The organism is Microbacterium umsixpiens, assembly GCF_053543675.1.
On sequence record NZ_JBLVOH010000087.1, the window covers coordinates 23,685 to 26,158 of the forward strand.

The following is a 2,474-nucleotide window of genomic DNA, read 5'->3' on the forward strand; positions in this document are numbered from 1 at the left end:
CCCCCTTCGTCGTTCCCGCCACGCGGTAGCGTGAGACGGTGACTCTGCTTCCCGTACCCGACACCGCGATCATCGTCGTCGCCGCCGGTTCCGGCACCCGGCTGGATGCGGGGGCGCCGAAGGCCCTCGTCGGAATCGACGCGCACTCGATCCTCCGCCACGCGCTCGACGGCGTCTTCGCCGCGGAACCCGCCCAGGTCATCGTCGTCGCACCGGCCGGATACGAAGGTGACGCACTGGCGGAGCTGGATGCGGCGGCAGGCGATCGACGCGACCTCGGCCGTGTCGTGGTCGGTGGCGCGACCAGGCAGCAGTCCGTCGCTGCAGGTCTCGCCGCGCTGTGGGGCGATGTGAAGACGGTTCTCGTGCACGATGCGGCTCGCGCCCTGACTCCTCCGGCGCAGATCGATGCGGTCGCTCGGGCCGTCGTCCCGGGGGAGGGCGTCATCCCCGTGCTGCCCGTTGTCGACACGCTCAAGAAGGTGGCGGGGGGCGCGGTGGTCTCGGCCGTGGACCGTTCCGAGCTGGCTGCCGCGCAGACACCGCAGGGGTTCCCCCGTGCAGAGCTCGAAGCAGCCTATGACGCAGCGCTGACCGCCGGCATCGAGTACACCGACGATGCGGCTCTGTTCGCCGCCGCCGGACACCGGATCCGGCATATCGAGGGTTCCAGCCGCGCCTTCAAGATCACTACTCCCGGTGACCTGGAACGTGCGCGGCACCTGCTGGAGGCATCGGCGGCGATGGCACGCCCGACCTCGGCGGTGGACATCCCGGGTATCCCTCGCGTCGGCATCGGCACCGACGTCCACGCCTTCGGCGGCGACGGGAACCTCTGGCTCGCCGGCCTCGAGTGGCCGGGGGAGCAGCCGCTCTCCGGGCACTCCGACGGTGATGCGGTTGCCCACGCGGTGGTCGACGCGCTCCTGGGGGCGGCGGGCCTCGGCGACATCGGCGAACACTTCGGCACGTCCCACCCCGAGTACGCCGGCGCCCATGCCGACGTCTTCCTCGCTCGCACGCGTGAGCTGCTCGCCGAATCCGGATTCGTGATCGGCAACGTGTCCGTGCAGTTGCAGGGGAATCGGCCGCGCTTCAGCCCCCGACGTCACGAGGCGGAGGCGTTCCTGTCCGCGATCCTGGATGCTCCGGTGTCGGTCACGGCCACGACGACCGACGGTCTCGGCTTCTCCGGACGCGGCGAGGGCATCGCGGTGACCGCGATCGCCCTGGTCGTGCCCGACGTTGCGCGCAGCACGTGACGATCGCCTGAGCCCCCCCCCCGATCCATCGGCAGAACGTCACAACCTCCGTGAATCGTCCACGCGGGGCGGGCGCTCAGCAGTCCCCGAGTAGGCTTGACCGGTGACCCTCCGCCTCTACGACACCCGCGCACAGCTGCTGCGTGACTTCGTGCCTCTCGACCCCGAGAACATCACGATGTACGTGTGCGGACCCACCGTGCAGTCCGGGCCCCACATCGGGCACGTCAGAGCGGCGCTGAGCTTCGATCTCCTGCGTCGCTGGCTCGAGCACCGGTACGGGCGGGTCACCTTCGTGCGCAACGTCACCGACATCGACGACAAGGTGCTCGCCAACGCGACGGACGGCGAGCCGTGGTGGGCGCTTGCGTACCGAATGGAGAGAGAGTTCACCGCCGCATATGCCGGAGTCGGAATCCTGCCTCCGACGTACGAGCCGCGAGCCACGGCATCCGTTCCTCAGATGCAGGAGCTGATCGCGCTGCTGATCGAGCGCGGACATGCCTATCCGGCTCCCGACGGCTCCGGAGATGTGTACTTCGACGTGCGCTCGTGGTCCGCGTACGGCTCGCTGACGCATCAGTCCCTCGACGCCATGGAGGCGGCCGAGGATGCTGACCCCCGCGGTAAGCGGAACCCGCAGGACTTCGCCCTCTGGAAGGGCACGAAGCCGGAGGAACCGGCGGATGCGACATGGGTGTCGCCGTGGGGCGCGGGGCGGCCGGGGTGGCACATCGAGTGCTCGGCGATGTCGAAGCGGTACCTCGGTGCCGAGTTCGACATCCACGGCGGCGGGCTGGACCTCCGCTTCCCGCATCATGAGAACGAGCTCGCGCAGTCGACGGCCGCCGGCGACGGCTTCGCCCGGTACTGGGTGCACAACGGGCTCGTGACCGTCGACGGACAGAAGATGTCCAAGTCGCTCGGCAACTTCACGCTGGCGGCCGATGTTCTCGCCGCGCATGACTCACTGGTGGTGCGCTACGCACTCGCTGCAGCGCACTACCGTTCGAGCCTCGACCTCGGCGAGTCGTCGTGGACCGAGGCCGAAGCGGCGCTGGGCCGTATCGGCACCTTCATCTCGCGGGTCCGCCGCACCCTCCCCGGGGAGCCGGACGAGGCAGGGATCGGCGAGGTCCCCGAAGCTTTCGCCCTCGCGATGGACGACGACCTCGGCGTGCCTCAGGCGATCGCCGTGCTGCACGAGACCGT

Annotated in this window: 2 protein-coding genes; both read left to right on the top strand. The window is 69.7% G+C overall.

The annotated features are described in order from the left end of the window. The first annotated feature begins 38 nt into the window (after positions 1–38). Positions 39–1,262, top strand: a complete 1,224-nt coding sequence (gene ispD, locus ACNPM4_RS08960) for a 2-C-methyl-D-erythritol 4-phosphate cytidylyltransferase (protein WP_448985439.1) — start codon at positions 39–41, stop codon at positions 1,260–1,262. 103 nt (positions 1,263–1,365) lie between these two features. Then, on the top strand, positions 1,366–2,474 hold a 1,109-nt coding region (cysS, locus tag ACNPM4_RS08965), incomplete at its 3' end, for a cysteine--tRNA ligase (RefSeq protein ID WP_448985440.1).